Origin of the sequence: Bacillus sp. FJAT-18017 (genome assembly GCF_001278805.1) — a bacterium.
Taxonomy (GTDB): Bacteria; Bacillota; Bacilli; order Bacillales; family Cytobacillaceae; genus Bacillus_D.
This window is the reverse complement of record NZ_CP012602.1, coordinates 327,520-343,289: the sequence shown is the minus strand read 5'-3', so window position 1 is coordinate 343,289 and position 15,770 is coordinate 327,520. Positions and strand designations below refer to the sequence as shown.

General features: G+C 45.1%; 16 protein-coding genes. 3 read left to right on the top strand and 13 right to left on the bottom strand.

The window, feature by feature from the left end; all coding sequences use genetic code 11:
• Positions 1-171: 171 nt before the first annotated feature.
• Entirely contained in the window at positions 172-915 is a 744-nt protein-coding gene (gene hemQ, locus AM500_RS01705) for a hydrogen peroxide-dependent heme synthase (RefSeq protein WP_053597655.1), read from the top strand.
• 232 nt (positions 916-1,147) lie between these two features.
• Positions 1,148-1,711, top strand: coding sequence for a spore coat protein GerQ (gene gerQ, locus AM500_RS01700; protein ID WP_442853999.1), 564 nt, complete (start codon positions 1,148-1,150; stop codon positions 1,709-1,711).
• A 57-nt stretch (positions 1,712-1,768) separates the two neighbouring features.
• Here gerQ and AM500_RS01695 read toward each other — a convergent pair whose 3' ends face one another.
• The 3 genes from AM500_RS01695 to AM500_RS01685 all read right to left on the bottom strand — a co-directional run bounded on the left by AM500_RS01695 (position 1,769) and on the right by AM500_RS01685 (position 3,520).
• Positions 1,769-2,140, bottom strand: coding sequence for a DUF423 domain-containing protein (locus tag AM500_RS01695; protein WP_053597654.1), 372 nt, complete (start codon positions 2,138-2,140; stop codon positions 1,769-1,771).
• A gap of 12 nt (positions 2,141-2,152) precedes the next feature.
• Positions 2,153-2,584: a YwdI family protein gene (locus AM500_RS25740; RefSeq protein ID WP_053597653.1), complete on the bottom strand. Its 432-nt coding sequence runs from the start codon at positions 2,582-2,584 to the stop codon at positions 2,153-2,155.
• A gap of 255 nt (positions 2,585-2,839) precedes the next feature.
• Positions 2,840-3,520, bottom strand: a complete 681-nt coding sequence (locus AM500_RS01685) for a uracil-DNA glycosylase (RefSeq protein WP_053597652.1) — start codon at positions 3,518-3,520, stop codon at positions 2,840-2,842.
• A 154-nt stretch (positions 3,521-3,674) separates the two neighbouring features.
• Between AM500_RS01685 and AM500_RS01680 the strand changes: the two genes are divergently transcribed.
• The gene (locus AM500_RS01680) at positions 3,675-3,998 is read left to right on the top strand and encodes a YflT domain-containing protein (protein ID WP_043930128.1); all 324 of its coding nucleotides are present in this window, start codon (positions 3,675-3,677) and stop codon (positions 3,996-3,998) included.
• 353 nt (positions 3,999-4,351) lie between these two features.
• Here AM500_RS01680 and AM500_RS01675 read toward each other — a convergent pair whose 3' ends face one another.
• From AM500_RS01675 to fdnG, 10 genes are all read right to left on the bottom strand, one after another.
• The gene (locus AM500_RS01675) at positions 4,352-5,371 is read right to left on the bottom strand and encodes a thiazole biosynthesis adenylyltransferase ThiF (RefSeq protein ID WP_053597651.1); all 1,020 of its coding nucleotides are present in this window, start codon (positions 5,369-5,371) and stop codon (positions 4,352-4,354) included.
• A 142-nt stretch (positions 5,372-5,513) separates the two neighbouring features.
• On the bottom strand, positions 5,514-5,747 hold the full coding sequence (gene moaD, locus AM500_RS01670) for a molybdopterin converting factor subunit 1 (protein WP_043930131.1): 234 nt from the start codon (positions 5,745-5,747) through the stop codon (positions 5,514-5,516).
• Entirely contained in the window at positions 5,740-6,204 is a 465-nt protein-coding gene (locus AM500_RS01665) for a molybdenum cofactor biosynthesis protein MoaE (protein WP_053597650.1), read from the bottom strand. The genes moaD and AM500_RS01665 overlap by 8 nt, the downstream gene beginning before the upstream one ends.
• A 60-nt stretch (positions 6,205-6,264) precedes the next feature.
• Positions 6,265-8,184 carry a molybdopterin biosynthesis protein gene (locus AM500_RS01660; RefSeq protein WP_053597649.1) on the bottom strand — a complete coding sequence of 640 codons (1,920 nt, stop codon included), beginning with the start codon at positions 8,182-8,184 and terminating at the stop codon, positions 6,265-6,267.
• A gap of 12 nt (positions 8,185-8,196) precedes the next feature.
• Positions 8,197-9,429, bottom strand: coding sequence for a molybdopterin molybdotransferase MoeA (locus AM500_RS01655; RefSeq protein ID WP_053597648.1), 1,233 nt, complete (start codon positions 9,427-9,429; stop codon positions 8,197-8,199).
• 35 nt (positions 9,430-9,464) lie between these two features.
• Positions 9,465-10,070: a molybdenum cofactor guanylyltransferase gene (gene mobA, locus AM500_RS01650; RefSeq protein WP_053597647.1), complete on the bottom strand. Its 606-nt coding sequence runs from the start codon at positions 10,068-10,070 to the stop codon at positions 9,465-9,467.
• Positions 10,071-10,108: 38 nt separating this feature from the next.
• Positions 10,109-10,921, bottom strand: a complete 813-nt coding sequence (locus tag AM500_RS01645) for a formate dehydrogenase accessory protein FdhE (protein WP_053597646.1) — start codon at positions 10,919-10,921, stop codon at positions 10,109-10,111.
• Positions 10,922-11,246: 325 nt separating this feature from the next.
• Positions 11,247-11,957 carry a formate dehydrogenase subunit gamma gene (locus AM500_RS01640; RefSeq protein ID WP_053597645.1) on the bottom strand — a complete coding sequence of 237 codons (711 nt, stop codon included), beginning with the start codon at positions 11,955-11,957 and terminating at the stop codon, positions 11,247-11,249.
• Complete coding sequence (locus AM500_RS01635; RefSeq protein ID WP_053597644.1) at positions 11,950-12,780, bottom strand: 4Fe-4S dicluster domain-containing protein; 831 nt, start codon at positions 12,778-12,780, stop codon at positions 11,950-11,952. The genes AM500_RS01640 and AM500_RS01635 overlap by 8 nt, the downstream gene beginning before the upstream one ends.
• Positions 12,780-15,755, bottom strand: coding sequence for a formate dehydrogenase-N subunit alpha (gene fdnG / locus AM500_RS01630; RefSeq protein WP_156319900.1), 2,976 nt, complete (start codon positions 15,753-15,755; stop codon positions 12,780-12,782). The genes AM500_RS01635 and fdnG overlap by 1 nt, the downstream gene beginning before the upstream one ends.
• Positions 15,756-15,770: the final 15 nt, after the last annotated feature.

Here is a 15,770-nt window from a genome sequence, read left to right as displayed (position 1 = left end):
AGAACACAGGGATGGAAGTTTCACTATATTTTCAGCTTTCTTTTGTCAAAATATCCTTTTTTACCAGTAATTAAACGGAGAGGTTATTAAAGGGCATCTATTGGGGGTTTTTGGCGAAACTATGATATAGTAGACGGGTATAAAGAGTAGAACGAATCGGGAGTGATTTGAATGAGCGAAGCTGCACAAACGCTTGATGGATGGTATTGTTTGCATGATTTTAGAAGCGTCGATTGGACGACATGGAAAATGACGCCTGCGGATGAACGCCAGGCCGCCATAAACGAATTCATGGGCCTTGTAGAAAAGTGGAATGCGACTCAGGAAAGCAAAGATGGCAGCCATGCACTCTATACTGTTGTCGGCCAAAAAGCTGATTTCATGATGATGATTCTCCGCCCTACTATGGAGGAATTGAATGAAATTGAAACAGAGTTCAATAAATCGAAACTTGCTGAATATACAATTCCCGCCCATTCCTATGTATCAGTAGTGGAATTAAGCAATTATTTGAAGGACGGCGAAAATCCATACGAAAACCCTCATGTACGCGCAAGGCTGTATCCTATACTGCCTAAAGCAAAATATGTTTGCTTCTACCCAATGGATAAGCGCCGCCAAGGTAATGACAACTGGTATATGCTTCCGATGGAGGATCGCCGGAAGCTTATGTACAGCCATGGCATGATTGGCCGTCAATACGCAGGAAAGGTCAAACAAATTATAACAGGCTCCGTGGGCTTTGATGATTATGAATGGGGCGTCACATTGTTCTCTGACGATGTGCTTCAGTTCAAAAAGCTCGTATACGAGATGCGCTTTGATGAAGTTAGTGCCCGTTATGGCGAATTCGGCTCGTTCTTTGTCGGCAATATCCTTGCCGAAGAAAAGGTTGAAAGCTTCTTCAGTATTTAAAAATGTGCTCCCGCCCCGATTTAACGTGGCGGGAGCATTTTTATTGTATCTTCCTTGACTAACAGCACTCTTCTTGAAGTACTAAATCGGCATTTTACCTCATATGATTGAAACAGCGAGTCTTCAATTCCGAAAAGGTAGAATCCCTAACCTTGGAATTGGAAAATCGGCAATAATGGCAGCGGAGGCTGACCCGTCGGCCGACCTCCAATGCGCAATTTATGAGGAGGGAATGCAAATGTATCCTTACGGAAATAATAATGCTGGCCAACAAGGCTATCAGCCCTATTCAGGAACAGGAGGGGCACCTGTAGGCCCTGGTATGCAACAACAGTCTTTTGGGGGCGGCTACGGAGGAGGTCAAATGGGCGGCTATGGAGGCGGAGGCGGTTTTCAAGCGCCTTTTCCACAGAGCGCCCCGACAACGGCTGGCCCACAAGTTCCTGGGATGCTGCCAATGGAAGAATCCTATATTGAGAATATCCTTCGCTTGAACCGAGGGAAGCTGGCAACGGTATATATGACGTTTGAAGGGACTCGGGATGGGCAAAGACGGCAGCAGGTTTTCAAAGGGATAATTGAAGCTGCCGGTCGTGACCATATTATTCTTAGTGATCCACAAACAGGGATGCGTTATCTGCTATTGATGGTATATCTTGATTATGTAACATTTGATGAAGAAATTGAGTATGAATACCCATTTGCAGCCGGTGGCGGTGGCACTTTTGGTGGTGGTGGCGGGTTTAGCAGCAGCGGCGGACCCGGACATGGCCAGAGCACCCTTCCGCCGCGTTAGGTTAAATGAAATAAAATGAAGAGGAGGGCAAGCCAATATGGATTGTCCTCCTCTTTTTTAAAGATACTTTGTTGCACCAATGACAATTAATACCCATGCAGCCAGGAATGCGACTCCCCCAAGAGGAGTAATGGCACCAAGAATACTAATTTTTGTCAGGGTTAAAACATATAGACTACCACTGAACAAAATAATTCCGGTTAGCATCAGCCAACCTGAGGTAGTAAACAAGGAGGCTGCTGGTATCTTTCCGAGGATGAGCCCTATCACTAAAAGTCCAGCTGCATGGAACATCTGATAGGTTACTCCAGTCTTCCAAGTCTCAAGATATTTCGGTTCAACCCGCCCCTCCAGGCCATGTGCTCCGAATGCTCCCAGGGCAACTGCCAGAAATGCGTTAACAGCCCCAATGATGATGAATGTTTTCACTTTATTTTCCCCCTAAAAGTCAAAGATTGAATCTCCGTTTGCCCCGTCCTCCATTTCCAGCTTCTTTCCAGGTATTATAGCAGTTCCACGATTCTCTACCACTATGGTTGGTGTTGCCTGAATCGGCTGTACATCAGGAGTTCTCGTTTCCCCTTCGGCAAGGATGACCTCGCATAAAGCCTTGATTGTATAGATCTTCTCACGTACTTGGGCCTCATTTGAACTCGATTTTGCCCGGTCCAATTCCTCACCCATTTTTCGTAGTAGAGTATGTATATGTATGTTCAAAGAAATCAACTCCCTGTTCCATTTTGCAATATCACCATTGTACAGTATTCCTGTTTTTTTCGCACATAGGCCAATATGGCAAATTTCCAAATCACGAATGACATCTTGACTGATTTTAGGACCCGAGTTGTCATTCACCACCTTTATGAATGACATCTTAATACCTTCACAACCCCGAGTTGTCATTCATCACCATTATGAATGACATCTTAATACCTTCACAACCCCGAGTTGTCATTCATCACCATTATGAATGACGTCAAGTTTCATCCTAATGCACGATTTATCATTTACGACCTTTATGAATAGCATCTCTCCACTTTAGGAGGTCCCAGCTTTATTAATAAACTCAATCATACTCAAAAAGAAGGCTGACCCGTTTGGATCAGCATTTTAATTAGTATTAAGTTCTTAGAGTGGTGGCAGCGCCCAGTCAATTTCAACATATCCAAGCTGTTTTAATAGTTCATTTGTTTTCGAAAAAGGCTTGCTTCCAAAAAAACCTTTTCTCGCTGAAAGCGGGCTTGGATGTGCCGAGGTAATAATTTTATGCTTTTTTGTGTCAATCAAAGATAGCTTGCTTTGGGCTGGTTTCCCCCATAGGATAAATACCAGAGGCTTGTCACGTTCACTTAACCGCGTAATTACCTGATCAGTGAACCGTTCCCATCCCTTCCCTTTATGGGAATTTGCCTCTCCCTGTCTTACGGTAAGGACTGTGTTAAGCAGAAGCACACCCTGTTCCGCCCAGCTGACAAGATATCCATGCTCAGGAGTTTCACTATCAAGATCGCTGCACAGCTCTTTAAATATGTTTTTAAGAGATGGCGGCGGGTTGATTCCCGGCTTAACAGAAAAACTTAGTCCATGTGCCTGGCCCGGCCCGTGATAAGGATCCTGGCCAAGGATGACAACTTTTACATCATCATAGTCTGTAAACATTAATGCATTGAAAATATCACTGTATTCCGGATAAATAGTTTTCGTACGATATTCTTCTATTAAAAATTCCCGTAATGTATGGAAATACTCTTTTTGAAATTCCTCTCCCAATACCTCAGACCAGCTTCTTGGCAAATTGTTTTCAAGCATATAACCCCTCCTTCTAATCTCTATTCCCCATTTTACTGCAATTCTATCATTTTTTCTGATTGGGTTCTTCCACCCCTATCATGTTTACGGCTTTGCGGAAAGGATAAATACTAAATGTGAGATAAATTTCATAGATAAGAAGGAGGAACCAATTATGTATAAGGTTGAAATCGTTGAAAATGGAGTCCAGGCCCAGGATAAGCTTTCCTTATTGGCTACCGAAGGCTATAAGAAGGACGATATCTATTTATTTGCGCATGATAAGAAGCGCGAGTCCCATCTTGCTGACGCAACTGGAGCAGAAGAGGTTGGATTAACGGACCAGGGCTTAATCAATTCGGTAACAGGTGTATTTAAAAAGCGGGGCGATGAACTGCGCACCCAATTTCAATCTCTTGGGCTTTCTGAATCTGAGGCTGACCGTCTTGAAAAAGAGCTGGACGAAGGCAGGCTGGTCCTTGTAGCTTGTAAAAAGTAAACAAGAAAAGCGCAAGCGCCTTGCTTAGCGCCGTATGGACTGGAGGGCCTCGAAGGAGATAAAGGAAACACGATGAGCGAAAGCGAATCGATGTTGACTTATCGTAACGAGGGGACTGAAGTACATTAGGCGCTAGGCGCTCCTCGAAAAAGCTACCACTTTTTCTTCGTGCGATGCTTATGCTGCCGAAGCATTCCTTGTGGAGCTAGACAGTTCTCAATGTAAGATATACTTTCTTATATCAGAACAACGAACCCCCGGGGAAGAATTCTCCGGGGGTTTTACTATAGTTTATCGGGCTTCAAACGACATCCATAAAAAGGAATACCTATATAATCCGCCTTTAAAATGTATCATCCCATAATCCTTTGATAAATTGATTTTGCATGAGTAAGATCTTTCGTACCGTGAACAAGGGCACGGCCATCATTGAAGATGACCATCCGCTCAGAACCAAGCTCTATCGAAATAAGATATGGATTTCCTTTGACAGTATAGCCAAGTGATCCGAGTTGCCCTGAGAGCTGCTCAAGCGAAACTTCCCCTTGTGCTGACGGGCGAATTTGCACTGTATCCCGTCCGCAAAGAACTGTGGTTTTGGTCATATTATCTTTATCAAGATATGGGTAAGTCGGATGTTCCCCACATGACAGGCAACCAGCAAATTTCGCTTTGCCCATTTTCATCGATGTATACTCATTGCGCCACATATCAAAGCTTACAAATGCCGTCCTAATTGCATTCCAGTCTTCTACTAAAATTTTTAGAGCCTCAGCGGTCTGATGCGAAACAACCATTTGAACAGCCGGTCCGATAATCCCCCCTGTATCACAGGTAAGACCTTGCAACGGAATTGTTCTCAAAAGGCAATTCAAGCAGGGAGTGACCCCGGGTAGAATCGTAAAACTCATTCCATAACTTCCTACACACGCGCCATAAATCCAGGGAATTTGATATTTCTGCGAAACATCATTTATCGCCATTCGGGTCTCGAAATTGTCTGTTGCATCAATGATTAAATCTACACCTTCAGCAAGCTCCTCTAGGAATTCCGGAGTGGCATCACCAATGATAGCCTCTATTTCCACATCAGAATTGATTGCTTTTAGTCTTCCTTCAGCCGCAGCTGCCTTCGGTAATTTTTCGGCAACATCTTCTTCTGTATAAAGCTGCTGTCGCTGAAGATTGCTCGCCTCGACATAGTCCCGGTCGATAATGGTTAATTTACCGACGCCCGCCCTGGTCAGCACTTCGGCGTTTCCGGAGCCAAGCGCGCCTGCACCAATCATCAATACATGCTTAGAGCTGATTTTCCTCTGCCCTTCATTTCCGATGCCTGGAAATAAGATTTGTCTTGAATACCGTTCTGCCATCACTTTAGCCTCCTTTCCGTAATCATCTGAGCTGTTTCTGGTACTATCAGTAAGGCAGCAAAGTGAATCTTTGCTTACTCCCCCTAAATACGGGATAAACAAAGCTTCCAATGAAGGAAGCCCCTTTAAAAAAGTTTTTAAATCAACCGCCGCTTACCGGCGGGATAAAAGCGATAATATCGCCTTCTTGTATGATTTCTTCATTCGTGGAAAATTCCTCGTTGATTGCAGCCATAACTGTATCCATTTTCGGAAGGCTGTATTTACCAGCAAGATCCGTCTTCAGTTCCCCCACTGTTTTCCCAGCAGCGTCTACGGATATAGACTCCACTCCTGCCGCATCACGTAAATGGGCGAAAAACATCACTTTATTCATTCAAATCACCCTCCTCGGGTTTTCCTTTTGGATAGAAAACAGTTTCAAGCTGATTGCCGACCCATTCTTCTCCATCTTCCCAATGCTCTTTCTTCCAGATTGGAACAATCTCTTTAATCCGCTCGATTGCATAACGATTTGCTTCGTAAGCATCAGCACGGTGTGGTGTCGATACAGCAATGACGACAGCCACATCTGTTATATCAAGGCGGCCAACCCGATGCGTTATCGCAACTTTAGATCCTTGCCAGCGCTCCTCAATTTCACGGCCAATCTGCTCAAGTTTCTTTACGGCCATCGCTTCATATGCTTCATATATTAAAAAAAGAGTCTTTTTGCCATGAGTGAGCTCACGGACTGTTCCAATAAAGGTTGTAATCGCTCCAGCCTCCCGCTGGACAACCTTATCTATGACAGTTTGTATATTGATGGGTTCCTTTGAGATTTCAAACATCATTTACCCTCCATGTACTACCAGGCATATTTGCCTTTTGTATTCGCCAGCTTTTCATCCTATTCAAACTATTTTGGGGACTGCGCCGGCAATGACTTCATAGCCGCCAATTTTTTCGACTTCTCTTCTGAAATCTTCAGATTGGATTACAGAAATAAGCAATCTCCCTTTTTCGCTTTCAAAAAAGTCACGGCGCATGACCAAATCATACTCTTCATCTGCAAGCGGGATAAATGATAAGCCCATTGATTTCGCAGCCGGATAGATTCCCAGGCCAACTGAATCCTTATCACTTTTCACCTCAGCTGCTACGCTCAAATGGGAAAACATTTCCCTGCTGTATCCAATAATTTTTTCAGGGGAAAGGCCTTTATCCTTCAGGAGGAGGTCAAACAGAATCCTTGTCCCGGCGCCACGCTGCCTGTTAACAAAATGTGCCCCTGTACTGGCAATGTCTTCAACTGTTTCAATCCCGAGAGGATTCCCTTCCGCAACGAACCAACCCTGCTTTCTCTTCAGGAATGGATAGAGGACAATGTCCATGTCAGCTAAAAACTTCTTAACGTAAGGCAAGTTGTATTCCTTTGTCTCAGGATCTAGCAAATGGACTCCAGCAACATGCGCCTCTCCCTTGCGGATTGCCATCAGTCCCGCCATGCTGCCAACATGGGAAGATATAACCTTCATATCAGTCCTTTTCCGTTTAATTTGTGACGACAAAAGGTCGATTGTCAGGTCGTGGCTCCCAGTGAAAACAATACTATTCGTTACTTCTTCAAGTGGTTTGAGAAGTTCCACCTCTGCGGTATCTCCCTGTTCATACCCAAGTATGTCAGTAGGAACGACGAGCAGTGCATCTGCCCGTACATAGGACATTGTGACACCTGCCGCCCTGGTCAATGGATTTGCAACATATCGCCCGTTTACATACCCAATATTCATTCGGATAAAATCTTCCTGGCCCATCGTTGAAACAATACGCCGTCCTAATGTTACATTGATTTTCTGTCGTTTTGGCACAGGAATCTGCAAGTATTTGCAGATGAGCGGCTGAACAAACCACTCCATCGCAAGGTAGGCAGATACCGGATAGCCCGGCACACCTACGACTGGTTTGCCATTAATCTGCCCAAGGATAACCGGCTTGCCTGGCCGAGCGGCAACTCCATGAGTAAAGACCTTGCCAATTTCCCCAATTACATGGACTGTGTAATCCTTCGATCCTGCGGAAGAACCTGCATTTATAACGACAATATCTGCTGTTTCACTTGCTTTTACTAGTGCTTCTTTTATATTTTCCGGATTATCCCTTACGATTGGAAATAAATGTGGCTCGCCGCCCCACTCCTTCACAAAGTTCGAAAAAACAATCCCGTTGAATTCAATGATCTTGCCTGGTGCAGGCTCGTCTTTCACGTCAATGAGCTCATTGCCAGTTGGAATAATGGCAACAGCCGGCTTTTTTATTACCTGAAACGCTGTTATCCTCGCTGCAAGCAGGGATCCCAGGTCCGCGGGACGCATTTTATGTCCCTGTGGAAAAATCATTTCCTCCTGAACTATATCCTCACCGATTGGTCGGATATGCTGCCAAGGAGTAGCTGGTTCAATAATTTCTACTGTATGGTCGTCTATCACATTCACATTTTCTATCATAATAACGGCGTTATACTGAGAAGGAATCGCATTTCCTGTATCAACATAAACAAATTGATCCCCTAGGGTGAGCCTTAACGGGTTCTGCTCATGCGCACTAAATGTATCAGCAGCAAGGACTGCAATACCATCCATAGCCGAAGCGTGGTAATGCGGCATCGATGTGCCGGCAAAAATCGGTTCAGCGGTAATCCTTCCAAGTGCCTCTTCAACGTTTAACCATTCCGTTTCCGGGAGCAGGTCGAAGGCAGCAAGTAATTCTTCCCTTGCTACAGCCCTGGGCTTGTCCTCGAGATAAATTTTCCGTTTATACCGCTTCTGTTCCATGTGCCGCTCCCCCTACCTTGTTGCCATCACTGGGACATATTCGCCCTGGGCGATGCCCTCTTTTTCTGAAGTGATCTCTACAATCCCATCGCTCTTCACCAATGTCGTAATTAAACCAGATTTGCCAATGATTGGTTCAGCCCACCATTCGCCTTTCTGTTCAAACAGACTGACCCGAATATAATCGGATCGGCCGGGACTTGAAGGAATATTTTTTGTGATTCTGGCAAAAATCCTGTCAGGCCTTTTTACGATTGTTTCTCCCTGCAGCCTTTTCAAAATTCTTTCACCGAACAGGTTAAAAATAATCATGGCGGATGCTGGATGGCCAGGAAGGCCAATCACGGGTTTCCCGCCAGCGATTGCAAGGATTGTCGGTTTGCCCGGCTTGATGGATATCCCATGAACAAACACGCCTGGGCTTCCAAGGGATTGAATTACATCGGTTGTATAGTCTTTTGCCCCAACCGAGCTGCCTCCTGATAGAATGAGGCAATCAACCTGTTTAAATAACTGCTTCGCCCTTTGTTGAAATTCTTCAAACGTATCAGGAACAATCCCGCCATAGACCAGGTCAATTCCCCAGTCACGAGCAAGACCTGCAATCGTCAAATAATTGATATCGCGGATTTGGCCTATTTGCAATTCAGCTGTTTCAAATGGAACGATTTCATCCCCGGAAGACAAATAGCCAGCCCGAATACGGCGATACACTGGCACATCCGTTATTCCGAGTGAAGCAAGGGCGCCAATTTCCTGCGGCCTCAGTCGAATCCCCTCTTTAAGAAGCAGTTCACCATCCCTTATATCTTCACCCCTGCGGATGATATTTTCTCCTGGTGCCACCTGCTTATAGATATTTAGAAGGCCGCTGATTTCTTCGCAATGCTCAATCATGATTACGCTATCACTTCCAGCGGGAATCATACCCCCAGTCGGCACATACACAGCTTGACCGAAACCGACCGGTACAGAAGCAGTTTCGCCCATTTTCACTTCACCCACGAGCGTTAGGAAGCCGGGCATAGACTCGGAGGACCCAAATGTATCGGCCGCTATGACTGCATAACCATCAACAGTAGACCTATCAAAGCCTGGAACATCTTCACGCGCCTGCACTGGTTCTGCCAGTACATAGCCAAGTGCTTCCTCCAGCCCGCGGTTTTCAACCACAGCAGTTCTCCCCACTTTTTCGTCAATCAAACTAAAAGTATCCTCTACTGTTTTGACCTTGAAAAATTGCATATACCCCGCTTCCTTTCTCTCTCGGCAGGTAAAGTTTACATTCTGCTTTTATCTTTTAGTGCTTGTTTCGCAACTTCATACTCTTCAGGATGATTCATATTGAAAAAAATCTTATCCAAAGCAATTGCAGAATACTTCTGCAACTCTTCTTCATCAATATAAAAAGTATCTATTTTTCTTAAAAGATCCTTAATCCGGAGATTTCCTCCAATAATACAGGACTCAATCTCTTTTATTATACTCTTTTGGTACACGGCGAAAAGGGGGTGGTGTGTTCCCCCAAAGACCGGAATGATAGCATCATGATTTCCCACTTGCATAATAAGGGTTTCAGCTAGCTTCCCTGATACAAATGGCATGTCGCACGCAACTATTAAATTAGAGTCAAAACTCGAGGCTTTAAGACCTGCATGAATACCTGCCAACGGCCCCATTCCAGGATATTCGTCTCCAACCGTCACCACATTTAGGAAACCATATTGTTTTGAATCATTCGTAACTAGAATGATTTCTTCAAAAATGCCACTGAGTTCATCTTTAATTCTTTCAATAGTAGGTTTCCCGCCAATTTCCAATAACGCTTTATTCGTTCCCATCCTGCTTGATTTCCCGCCGGATAGTAGGATGGCTGTCGCCTTCATGCCAACACCCTCCTCTTTTCTAATCTTTCAACCTATGACTATTGTTGATTCTGTCCTGCACCGCCTCCGGTATGATAACCGTTTTCTTGGGCAATAAAATCAAGGTGCAGGGTGTTCAAATCCAAAATGGCTGAGGACGGCCTTTTAATGAATTGACGTGTATCAACAATCTTGATATAACCCATGCATTTGTCGCATGCCTGGATTTGGGATGTTGAATCTCCTTCAACAGAAATAAATTTAATTGTGTCATGTTCGTCATTCCCACAGTGGGTGCAAGTGATCCTTTTGTCATGCCAGTGGACCAAACAACGCGGACAATATAGCTCTTTCTTTCCTTCTCCTTCTAGTTGCGCAAGTCTGGCAGGCTCTCCGCATAGAGGACAGCCGGCACCATGGACGCCAAAGGAGATACTAGGCTGTGCCTTCTCAGCTGCAAGCTGTAAATATGGGCGAAGCACGGTCTCTGCTATGAAATGGGGAATCCACCCTTCTACTTCGTGATCTTCTGCGAAATCGGAAAAATACATATCATTAAATGCTAACGCTTCATCAATCCAGCGTTGTGCAGTGTTTTCATCAATTAACTTGCTTAGAAAAGCGAGCTTTTCTTCCATACTATTATTATGTTTCACCAACAGAGTCCTTAATTCCTCTATCCACTGTAAAAATAGTGGTATATCAAAATCAAAAATTGCCTGAGATGCCACTGGCACCCCTGCCGCCAACGATGCTTTATCTACTTTTATATTGACTGATTGTTCCCCAAGGCTTTCTTTCCATCTTTCCTGAAGGCTGATAATCTCTTTTTGCAAATTCAAATACTCTTTGGATACCACGGATGTCTTCAACCCTGTGCACCTCTTTTCATGTATTGTCCTGCATCGGGCCAAGGCCTTCTTTAGGGTTATAGAATTGTCCAGCTTCACAAGTAATGCTTCGGCAGCATAAGCATCGCACGAAGCAAAAGTGCTTTTCTTTTGCGAGGAGCGCCTAGCCCCTCGAGGTCTTAAGCCGTGCCCCTCCGGAGGGCAGGCCCATCCTGCGGGTCCTTATCTTTTGCTGGTCGGGGCTGATCCAGGCGCTTACGCTTTTCTTAGTAGGAATGGCTGCCTTTACAGACAGCCATTCCCCTTTTTTGTTTCTATTAAAAGCGCATACATGTATTTACTCTTATTATGCACCTTTGTGTTTTTTCTTGTCCAGCTTATCAAGGTCGGGGAAGTTGCCCTTTTCCACTTCTTCATCATACCAGTCACTGTAGTGGCCTTTAGCCCACCATGCAGGAACCTTTCCGGTTACTACGCCAGTCCAGCCTGGGCGTGAGTGCTTGTGGATAACACTGAGATAAATGTGTCCGACAATAACCGCTATTCCAATCGCAAAGCCGACATTATGAAGGAAGTATCCCCATTGAATAAGTGCTTTAGGGAAGTACTCTGGAAACCACATTGTGAAGCCGGAACCGATGACCAGGATTGCACAGAAGATCTGGAGAATCGAGTTAATTTTTTCACCTGCGTTAAAGAATGTTTGTTTGACATGATCAAACTTTAAGCCAAACAATTCTTTGACGAAGTTTCCAAAAAACGCTATGTCACGCTTTTTCCAGGTTATTAATTCCTTCATCCAGAGCATAAACCACTTCGGGCTGAAGATTAATAGGATAAAGGTCGGCGCTATGAAAGCCACAGCGAAAATTCTGTGCAGCAAACGTGCGCCCTCAGGACCTCCGAAAACTGGATAGAGCCAGTCAAAGAATTCGGTATACATAGGCAGAGCCGTAATGTATAGAGCAAAGAAGGCTATACCATTGATCGCATGGGCCCAGACAAATGCCAATGGGAAACGGCGAACTTTAACATCCCTCAATTGCGGTTTACTCATGGCCTTCACCACCATTCTTATGCTCAGCTTCTTCAGTTTTTTTACTGAAAATCTTATTTGTTACAAATGCACCAACAAGGGCCATGGTAGTTGCACCAAGCGCCATTTTGCCGAGTGGCTGGGCATAGTCTTTCCAAAGTACTGCGGAGGTTGGTACCTTCGGATTTTCAGGCAATCCGTATACAGACGGCTTCTCGGCAAGTACATACACTGTATGAGTACCGCCAACTCCCTGTGGGTTGTAAACCATTGCATTCGGATAGCGTTCCTTGATTTCAGTCACGCGCTTTTCTGCCTTTTTGATCATTTCATTTTTGTCGCCAAACTCCATCGAGCCCGTATGGCAGACAGTGACACATGCTGGCTGCATGCCTTCTTCGATACGGTCAGTACACATTGTACATTTGTTGGCCTTACGGTACTCATCACCGTTTTTATCAATATAATTCTTTAGGGAAATCACGTCGAATGGGCAGTTTTGGACGCAATATCCGCAGCCTACGCACTTTTCATGATCGATAACAACTGTTCCAAATTCTGTATAGGAGATGGCATCTTCAGGACAAACCTTCTCACATGCGGCATCTGTACAATGGAAACATGCAGAATGGCGGAACAGATAGTCAAGATGTCCTTTTGAATTTTCATGCTCGATATACTCCAGCACATTCCATGTATCGGCCGTTACTTTAGGATGGGACTGGACGCTGCCTTGGTACGTTACATCCTCTGTAGGAAGGTCATTCCAGTTTTTGCAGGCGACCATGCAAGCCCTACAGCCATCGCATTTGGTGACGTCAACATATTTTACATATTCCGGCATTAGCCCTTCCTCCTTACGTCGCAAAGGAATGCTTTATACTCAGGAATCGTTGTGTTTGCATCACCGATATGCGGCGTTAAACGGTTAGCTGAATCCCCGGTTGCGTATCCTTTGTAACCAAAGTTCCATGGCATGCCGATCTGGTGGACCTTTTTGCCTTGGATTGTGTATGGTTTAAAGCGCTTCGTAATCATCGCATACGCTTCAATTTCACCGCGCGCTGACGTTACAATGACTCTATCCTTGCCCTTGATGCCTTTTTCCTTTGCCAGTTCCTCACTGATTTCAACAAACATATGGGCAGCAATTTCAGAGAGCCATTCCTGGTTCCTAGTCATTGAACCGGATTGCCAGTGTTCGCTGACACGGTATGTTGTAGCGACAATTGGAAACTTCTCTTTGTCACCTTTTTTGTTAAAGTCGCCGTCAAAAATCTGGACTGCTGGGTTCAAATCCTGGCTTGAGAATGGGTTCTTGATTGGGCTTTCAAATGGCTCATAATGCTCTGGGAACGGCCCTTCATTCATGGCTGAAGCAAAAATTGACGCAACCTGGCCATTTGCCACCATAATGAACGGATTTTTTCCGCCTGGTTCTGATGGGGATACAACTGCCTTGAAGTCTGGCACATCGTCCCCGACCCACTTCTTCTGGGCTGCATCCCAATGGATAACTGCCTTTTCTTCACTCCATGGCTTGCCGTTCAAATCGGCAGATGCGCGGTTGTACAGGATACGGCGGTTCATTGGCCAAGCGTATGACCAGTTCAGGAAGTGTTTGCCTCCAGTTTTGTTATCACGGTTTTTGGCACGGTTGCCTTCTTCCGGATAAAATCCACTGTAAATCCAGTTTCCGCTGCAAGTGGAACCATCATCAAGCAGGTCGCCAAATCCGGCAATCTGTTTTCCGGTTTTCACATCATAGCCATTGATTTCCCGGCATACCAAGTCAATATCAGGGTGATGGCCTTCGCCAAAATTCCAATAAAGCGCATTGATTGGCTTTGCAGCTGGTGTGTTTTCATTTTTGTAAAGAGCCTTGATTCGTGTTGCGAACTCATGAATGATTTCAAGGTCTGCTTTCGATTCACCTTTTGGCTCGATTGCTTTCCAGCGGTACTGCATCCAGCGGGAGCTGTTCGAAACAGATCCTTCTTTTTCAAATGAAGCACAGGCAGGCAGCAGGAATACTTCCGTTGCGATATCGTAAGGATTTGCTCCTGTTTCCTTTTGCCAGAACGCGGAGGATTCAGTTTCCCACAGGTCAACTGCGACAAGCCATTTCAGGTTGCCTAGTGCTTTCTTCTCTTCTCCGGCATTCGGGCCGCCGACAACCGGGTTGGTTCCAAACAGGAATGCTCCATCAAGCTGTTTGTCGTACATTGCTTTAAACAGGTTGATATGCGAATAGTTTTTATTGCCTTTTGGCAGATACTGATAGCAGAATTCGTTCTTTTTCGTTGCATTCGGGCCATACCAGGCTTTCAGCATACTGACAAGGAACTTAGGCTTATTGCTCCAGTAGCCAGCTTTAGGTGTTTCTTTTTCGTTGTATCCCGCCAGTGTTGCGTGTTCAGGCACAGAAGATTTTGGCGTCCCAACATAGCCTGGGAGATCCCCGTAAAGGAGGCCAAAGTCGGTTGATCCCTGAACGTTTGATTCTCCGCGCATTGCAGCCAAGCCGCTTCCCGGAATACCAACGTTACCCAATAGAAGCTGCAAGATTGCCATTGCACGCACGTTTTGGGAACCAACTGTATGCTGGGTGATGCCCATTGCGTACATGATGACGCCAGATTTTCCAACTTTCCCTGTTGAACAAAATGCTTCGCAGACTTTTAGGAAATCTTCTTTAGGAGTTCCTGTGGCTTCAACAATTTTGTCGACTGTATAGCGGGAATAATGTTTCTTCATCAACTGATAGACAGAACGCGGATGTTCAAGTGTCAAATCCTTGACGAAGTTGTCATCTTTGTCTTTTTCAAAAGCCCAAAGGGTTTTATCATAGGACCTTTTAGTTTCATCATAGCCAGAGAATAGGCCATCGTTAAAATCATAGCTATCTTTCACAATGAAAGAAGCGTTTGTATAGTTAGCAACATACTCTTTGTGGATTAGGTTTTTTTCCATTGCATAATTGACCATCCCAGCCAGGAATGCGATGTCGGTTCCAGAGCGAAGCGGCGCATAGACGTCAGCCAATGCTGAAGACCTTGTAAAGCGTGGGTCGACAGAGACAATTTTTCCTCCATTTTCCCTTGCCTTTGTCAGCCACCTGAACGAAATCGGATGGTTCTCCGCAGGGTTTGCCCCCATAATTAACGCACAATCAGTATATTGCAGATCATTCCAATGGTTAGTCATTGCTCCACGACCAAATGTAGGTGCCAGACCGGCAACCGTAGAACTATGTCATATTCGTGCCTGGTGTTCGAGATATACGACGCCAAGCCCTCTCATCAATTTGGACAGAAGATAAACTTCTTCGTTGTCGAGCGCGGCACCGCCTACGCTTGCAATTCTCTCTGTTTTATTAACTGTCATACCATCTTCTTTTTCAACAAAAGAAGCATCGCGGGTTTCTTTCACACGCTTTGTGATTGTTTCATACATCCATTCCCAATCTTTTTCTTCCCATGTATCGCTGCCCGGTGCGCGGTAGCGCGGCTTCAACACACGCTTTTCTGAGGTATAAAGCTGTCTCAGGGTTGTTCCCTTTGAACAAAGTTTTCCTTCGTTGATTGGGTTGTCTGGATCCCCTTCTGTGTATACAACAGTGTTGTCCTTTGTGTGGACAAGGATTCCGCACCCTACGCCGCAATAGCAGCAAATGGTTGGTGTTACTTTTGCATTGGCTGTCTTCAGCTCTTTCGATTGTGCATGGGCTTTCTTTTCGTCAAACCCAAGCTCAACGATGGCCAATGTAGCTGCTGTAGCGCCTGACAATTTCAAGAACTGCCGGCGATTCAGGTTGATTTCAACCATCTCTCT

Excerpts from the sequence above, each read along its gene's own strand:
- hemQ (WP_053597655.1), top strand. The coding sequence starts at position 172 with ATGAGCGAAGCTGCACAAACGCTTGATGGATGGTATTGTTTGCATGAT.
- gerQ (WP_442853999.1), top strand. The coding sequence starts at position 1,148 with ATGCAAATGTATCCTTACGGAAATAATAATGCTGGCCAACAAGGCTAT.
- AM500_RS25740 (WP_053597653.1), bottom strand. The coding sequence starts at position 2,584 with ATGTCATTCATAAAGGTGGTGAATGACAACTCGGGTCCTAAAATCAGT.
- AM500_RS01685 (WP_053597652.1), bottom strand. The coding sequence starts at position 3,520 with ATGCTTGAAAACAATTTGCCAAGAAGCTGGTCTGAGGTATTGGGAGAG.
- AM500_RS01680 (WP_043930128.1), top strand. The coding sequence starts at position 3,675 with ATGTATAAGGTTGAAATCGTTGAAAATGGAGTCCAGGCCCAGGATAAG.
- AM500_RS01675 (WP_053597651.1), bottom strand. The coding sequence starts at position 5,371 with ATGGCAGAACGGTATTCAAGACAAATCTTATTTCCAGGCATCGGAAAT.
- moaD (WP_043930131.1), bottom strand. The coding sequence starts at position 5,747 with ATGAATAAAGTGATGTTTTTCGCCCATTTACGTGATGCGGCAGGAGTG.
- AM500_RS01665 (WP_053597650.1), bottom strand. The coding sequence starts at position 6,204 with ATGATGTTTGAAATCTCAAAGGAACCCATCAATATACAAACTGTCATA.
- AM500_RS01660 (WP_053597649.1), bottom strand. The coding sequence starts at position 8,184 with ATGGAACAGAAGCGGTATAAACGGAAAATTTATCTCGAGGACAAGCCC.
- AM500_RS01655 (WP_053597648.1), bottom strand. The coding sequence starts at position 9,429 with ATGCAATTTTTCAAGGTCAAAACAGTAGAGGATACTTTTAGTTTGATT.
- mobA (WP_053597647.1), bottom strand. The coding sequence starts at position 10,070 with ATGAAGGCGACAGCCATCCTACTATCCGGCGGGAAATCAAGCAGGATG.
- AM500_RS01640 (WP_053597645.1), bottom strand. The coding sequence starts at position 11,957 with ATGAGTAAACCGCAATTGAGGGATGTTAAAGTTCGCCGTTTCCCATTG.
- AM500_RS01635 (WP_053597644.1), bottom strand. The coding sequence starts at position 12,780 with ATGCCGGAATATGTAAAATATGTTGACGTCACCAAATGCGATGGCTGT.